Genomic DNA, 5,073 nt, shown 5'->3' on the forward strand with positions numbered 1-5,073 from the left:
GGCGGCGGGCGGTCAGCGCGCCGCGCGCTTGAGCGGCACGGCCGGGTCCCGGAGGGCTGCCGGGTCCACCGCGGCGCGCCGCTCCACCAGCCGGCGCCCCTGCGCGAGGTCGCGCGGCCGGTCCACGGCGAGGACCGCCGTCAGCGCCCCGTCCGGGCCGGTCCAGCACAGTGTCCAGCCGTCCTCGTCCTCCGGGGAGCCGCGCCGCAGCAGCTGGTCGCCGGGGGCGTGCAGGCCGACGGACTGCACCATCCGGCCGAACTGCCGGGACCAGAAGTAGGGCACCGGGTCGTAGGGGGCCGGCTCGCCGCCGGCGATGGCCGCCGCCACCGTGGCGGGGCCCTGCAGGGCGTTGTCCCAGTGCTGGACGAGGAGGCGGCGGCCGTACCGGGCGGAGGGGAACGAGGCGCAGTCGCCGACCGCGTACACACCGGGCGCACCGGCGCGCAGCCGGGCGTCCGCGAGGATCGAACCGTCATCGGCCAGCGGGAGGCCGGAGCCTTCCAGCCAGCCGGTGTCGGGGCGCGACCCGACGGCCACCAGGACGGCGTCGGCCGGTTCACGGCCGCCGTCGGCGAGCCGTACCCCGTCCGGCCGGACCTCGGTCACCGGGCTCCCGGTGAGCAGCCGGGCGCCGGCCTCGCGGTACCAGCGGCGCATCGACTCGGCGGCCTCGGCGGGGAGCACCCCGGGAAGCGGCGCGCCGGCGGCCTCGACCACGACCACCTCGCACCCGGCGGCGCGCGCCGTGCTGGTCACCTCGGCACCGATCCAGCCGGCCCCGACGACGACCAGGCGTGCGCCGGGCACCAGTGCCGCCCGCAGTGAGAGCGCGTCGTCCAGGGTGCGGAGCAGATGCACGCCGGGGGTGTGCGCCGCCCCGGGAAGGGTGCGGGGCGCCGCGCCGGTGGCGATCACCAGGTGGTCCCAGCCGACGGGCCCGGCGTCGGTGGCCAGCAGGCGCGCGGCGGGGTCGAGGCCGGTCGCGGCGACCCCGGTGCGGAGCCGGACGTCGAGGGCGTCGAGGTCGGTCTCCAACCAGGCGTCGGCGGCCTCCCCGCTCAGCAGCTCCTTGGAGAGCGGCGGCCGGTCGTAGGGGCGGTGGGGTTCCGCCCCCAGCAGGTCGATCTCCCCCTGCCAGCCGGCCTGCCGCAGGTGGGAGGCGGTGTGCGCGCCGGCCAGGCCGGCGCCGACGATGACGACTCGCTCGCTGTTCACGGCGGTCAGCCTCTCACGGGCGGCGCCGCGGCCCCGGGCCGCCGGCGAGGAGCAGCGGCGGCACGGGCTCGGGGTGGAACGGCGGTGCGAACGGGGCGGAACGTGGTCCGAGGAGCGCGGGGGCGGGCGGCTCCTCGGGCTCAGCCGGCGTCCGGCCGGAGTTCCACGACGCGCGAGGTCCCGCTGCCGGGTCGGGACTCCCACTCCCAGCGCTCGTCGACGGCGACCCGGCCGTCGGGGAGGTCGCGGACCTCGCCCACGCAGTGCCCGGAGGCGGTGGTGCCGTCGGTCAGCCGCTGCACGTATCGGAAGTCGAGGCGGTCGCCGACCCGGGTGCCCATCAGTGCGCCGCGCTCGACGTCGCCCCCGGCGTAGTCGGCGTGGACCCGGCCGTCCGCCTCCCGGTAGTGGAAGCGGGTCGCGGTTCCCACCTGGCCGGCGGCCTGGTCGGCCTCGGGGGCGAGGACGCGTCCGTCGAGTGATGCGGCCATGGCGATGCCTCTCGCGCGGGCCGCCGCTGCCGCCCCGCCGTCCGCGGGGCCCCGGGTACTACGCTGGCGGCAGACGGGTTCGCACTGTACCCCGCCCCCGGCAGGGGTCGGGCGCGCGGGCCCGCGTCCCACGGGAGCCCGGACGCACCGGGCTGAGAGGGAGGCTGCGGCCTCCGACCGCACAACCTGATCCGGATCATGCCGGCGTAGGGAGAGGAGCAGCTCACCATGGCATGCCCAGAGCAGCGGCCGACCGACCCGACGGGTGCGGCGCCGCCGACCTTGCCTGCCCCGCCTGCCCCGCCGGACGAGGACGGCGGCGGAAGCAGGGCCGCCGAGGGTTCCTCCGTCGCCGGTGGCGCGGCCACCGCCCTCACCACGGACGTCCTGGTGATCGGCGGCGGCATCATCGGCCTCTCCGTCGCCTGGCGCGCGGCCGGGCGGGGACTCTCGGTGGTCGTCGTCGACCCGGAGCCGGGCGGCGGCGCGGCGCGCGTCGCGGCGGGGATGCTGGCCGCCGTCACCGAACTGCACTACGGCGAGGAGGCGTTGCTGGAGCTGAACCTCCGCTCCGCCCGCGCGTGGTCGGAGTTCGCCGCCGAGCTCTCCCAGGCGGCGGGTTCGGAGACCGGCTACCGGTCGTGCGGCACGCTCGCCGTCGCCCTCGACTCCGACGACCGGGCGCAGCTGCGCGAACTGCACGCTCTGCACCAGCGGCACGGGCTGTCCTCGCAGTGGTTGACCGGCCGGGAGTGCCGCCGGGCGGAGCCGATGCTCGCGCCCGGCGTACGCGGCGGGCTGCGGGTCGACGGGGACCACCAGGTCGACCCCCGCCGCGTCACCGACGCGCTGCTGGTGGCCTGCGGCCGCGCCGGGGTCGCGATCCACCGGGCGTCGTCGCGGCGGTTGACGCTGCACGCCGACCGGGTGACGGGGGCGGAACTCTCCGACGGCACCGTCGTCTCGGCCGGGGCGACGGTCGTCGCCTGCGGCAGTCGCAGTGGCGACCTGGCCGGACTGCCGGACGAGGCGCGGCCGCCGGTGCGGCCCGTCAAGGGCCAGGTGGTGCGGCTGCGGATTCCGACCTCGCGGGCGCCGTTCCTCTCCCGGACCGTCCGGGCAGTGGTGCGCGGCGGAGCGGTCTACCTGGTGCCGCGCGCCGACGGTGAGCTGGTGATCGGCGCCACCTCGGAGGAACAGGGCTGGGACACCACCGTCACCGCGGGCGGGGTGTACGAGCTGCTGCGGGACGCACACGAGCTGGTGCCGGGACTGACGGAGCTGCCGATGACCGAGACCTGCGCGGGTCTGCGGCCCGGGACGCCCGACAACGCCCCGCTGCTCGGCCCGTCGGCCGTGCCGGGGCTGCACCTGGCCACCGGGCACTACCGCAACGGCGTGCTGCTGGCCCCGGCCACCGGCGACGCGCTGGCGCACTCGCTGACCACCGGGGCGCTGCCGTCGTACGCGGCGCCGTTCGGCCCCGGGCGCTTCGCCACCGGCGCCGGGCCGCTGGACCAGCCGCGCGCCGGGGCGCGCGCGGCCGACGATCTGACGGGAGCACGGAGATGAACGACCCCTTCGCGACCGGACCGGTGCCGGCGGGTGCCGCGACCGGACCGGTGCCGGCGGGTGCCGCGACGGTGCGGCTGTCGGTGAACGGCACCGCCCGTGACGTCCCCGAGGGCACGACGCTGGCCGCCGTGATCGCGGAGCTGACCGGCGGGCCGCCGCCGGCCCCGTCCGGCGACGGGCAGCGGGCCGCGGGGATCGCCGCGGCGCTCAACGAAGCGGTGGTACCGCGCGGCGCCTGGGACCGGACGCCGGTCCGGGACGGCGACCGCGTCGAGGTGCTGACCGCCGTACAGGGAGGCTGACATGACCGACACCGCAACCGACGCGGGGACCGACACCGCGGCCGACACCGACGTGCCGGCCGGGACCGGCACCTCCCCCGCCGAGGACCCCCTGGTCATCGGCGGGCACAGCTTCACCTCGCGCCTGATCATGGGCACCGGGGGCGCCACCAGCCACACCGCGCTCCGTGCGGCGCTGGTGGCCTCGGGCACCGAACTCACCACGGTCGCGATGCGGCGGCTCGACCCCGGGGTACAGGGGACCGTTCTGTCGGTCCTGGCCGATCTGGGCGTGGCGGTGCTGCCGAACACCGCGGGCTGCTACACCGCGGGCGAGGCGGTGCTCACCGCGCGGCTCGCCCGGGAGGCGCTCGGCACCGACCTGGTGAAACTGGAGGTCATCGCCGACGAGCGCACCCTGCTGCCGGACCCGGTGGCGACGCTCGACGCGGCGGAGGAGCTGGTGGACGACGGGTTCACCGTGCTGCCGTACTGCGGTGACGACCCGGTGGTCGCGGTACGGCTGGCGGAGGTCGGGTGCGCCGCGGTGATGCCGCTCGGCTCCCCGATCGGCTCCGGGCTGGGCATCCGCAACCCGCACAACTTCCAGCTGATCACCGAACGGGTCGACGTGCCGGTCATCCTCGACGCCGGGGCCGGGACCGCCTCCGACGTCGCGCTCGCCATGGAGCTGGGCTGCGCCGGGGTGATGCTCGCCTCCGCGGTGACCCGGGCGCAGCGGCCGGCGGTGATGGCCGAGGCCATGCGGGACGCGGTTCGGGCGGGGCGGCTGGCCGCGCTGGCCGGGCGCATCCCCCGGCGGCACTTCGCGGAGGCGTCCTCCCCGCAGGAGGGCATCGCCCACCTGGACCCGGAGCGGCCCGCTTTCACCTCCTGACCGACGGTAGGCAGCGCCAGGCCGGAACCCTGGCGCGCACCGGCGGGAGGATCGGACAACACCCCTGGTGAACGGCGGTGTTGGCGGGGTCGGATATCCTCCGGCCACCGGCGTGGGCCGGTACCCGGGTCGCTGCGCGAGCAGGTGCCCCGCCGAGACGGCGGCTGGTGCCGGGGGCGGTGTCGCGAACGGGTCGTCCCGAGGAGACAGCTGTGACCACATCCACCCCCGACGACCGCGACGACGCGGGAGCGGAGAGACCCGAGCAGGAGAGCAACGCGGCGGCGCCGGGGGACGCCGCAGCGGCGCCCGGGGCGACCGACACCCCGGTGACCGGCGCGGAGGCCGGCGACACGACGCGGCCGGGCGCGGGTACGCCCGACCGGCTCGCCAAGCGCGGCTCGGCCGTGCCGAAGTCGACGCAGGACGGCGGCGCAGCCGGCGCCACCGACGCCGAGGACGTGGCGGCCGCCGCGCCGCGGCCCCCGGCCGCTGCGCCCGTGGCGGCGCCCGGTGAGGGCGTCCCCACGGGCACCCCGGCCGCCACGCCGCAGGCCGACGGCGCCGCCGGGGACGCGGCTCCGGCCACTCCGCGCCGGGCGTGAGCAGG

General features: G+C 77.8%; 6 protein-coding genes and 1 riboswitch. Of the genes, 4 read left to right on the forward strand and 2 right to left on the reverse strand.

Annotated elements, in window-relative coordinates; genetic code table 11:
* Positions 1-12: 12 nt before the first annotated feature.
* Positions 13-1,218 (reverse strand): NAD(P)/FAD-dependent oxidoreductase, encoded by a 1,206-nt coding sequence (locus tag HCN56_RS23380; RefSeq protein WP_312871401.1) that lies wholly within the window; start codon positions 1,216-1,218, stop codon positions 13-15.
* 140 nt (positions 1,219-1,358) lie between these two features.
* Positions 1,359-1,709, reverse strand: coding sequence for an avidin-fold protein (locus HCN56_RS23385; protein ID WP_167974310.1), 351 nt, complete (start codon positions 1,707-1,709; stop codon positions 1,359-1,361).
* Positions 1,710-1,830: 121 nt separating this feature from the next.
* A riboswitch (TPP riboswitch) is annotated at positions 1,831-1,939 on the forward strand.
* On the opposite strand from HCN56_RS23385, the gene thiO reads away from it, so the two are divergent.
* The 4 genes from thiO (at position 1,938) to HCN56_RS23405 (ending at position 5,068) form a co-directional block, all read left to right on the forward strand.
* Complete coding sequence (gene thiO, locus HCN56_RS23390; protein ID WP_167974312.1) at positions 1,938-3,281, forward strand: glycine oxidase ThiO; 1,344 nt, start codon at positions 1,938-1,940, stop codon at positions 3,279-3,281. It overlaps the preceding riboswitch by 2 nt.
* Positions 3,278-3,586, forward strand: coding sequence for a sulfur carrier protein ThiS (thiS, locus tag HCN56_RS23395; protein ID WP_167974314.1), 309 nt, complete (start codon positions 3,278-3,280; stop codon positions 3,584-3,586). Before thiO ends, thiS begins: the two co-directional genes overlap by 4 nt.
* A 130-nt stretch (positions 3,587-3,716) precedes the next feature.
* Positions 3,717-4,463, forward strand: a complete 747-nt coding sequence (locus tag HCN56_RS23400; RefSeq protein WP_245246935.1) for a thiazole synthase — start codon at positions 3,717-3,719, stop codon at positions 4,461-4,463.
* A 212-nt stretch (positions 4,464-4,675) separates the two neighbouring features.
* Positions 4,676-5,068: a hypothetical protein gene (locus HCN56_RS23405; protein ID WP_167974317.1), complete on the forward strand. Its 393-nt coding sequence runs from the start codon at positions 4,676-4,678 to the stop codon at positions 5,066-5,068.
* Positions 5,069-5,073 lie beyond the last annotated feature (5 nt).

Source organism: Streptomyces lonarensis (assembly GCF_012033735.1).
Lineage (GTDB): Bacteria > Actinomycetota > Actinomycetes > Streptomycetales > Streptomycetaceae > Streptomyces > Streptomyces lonarensis.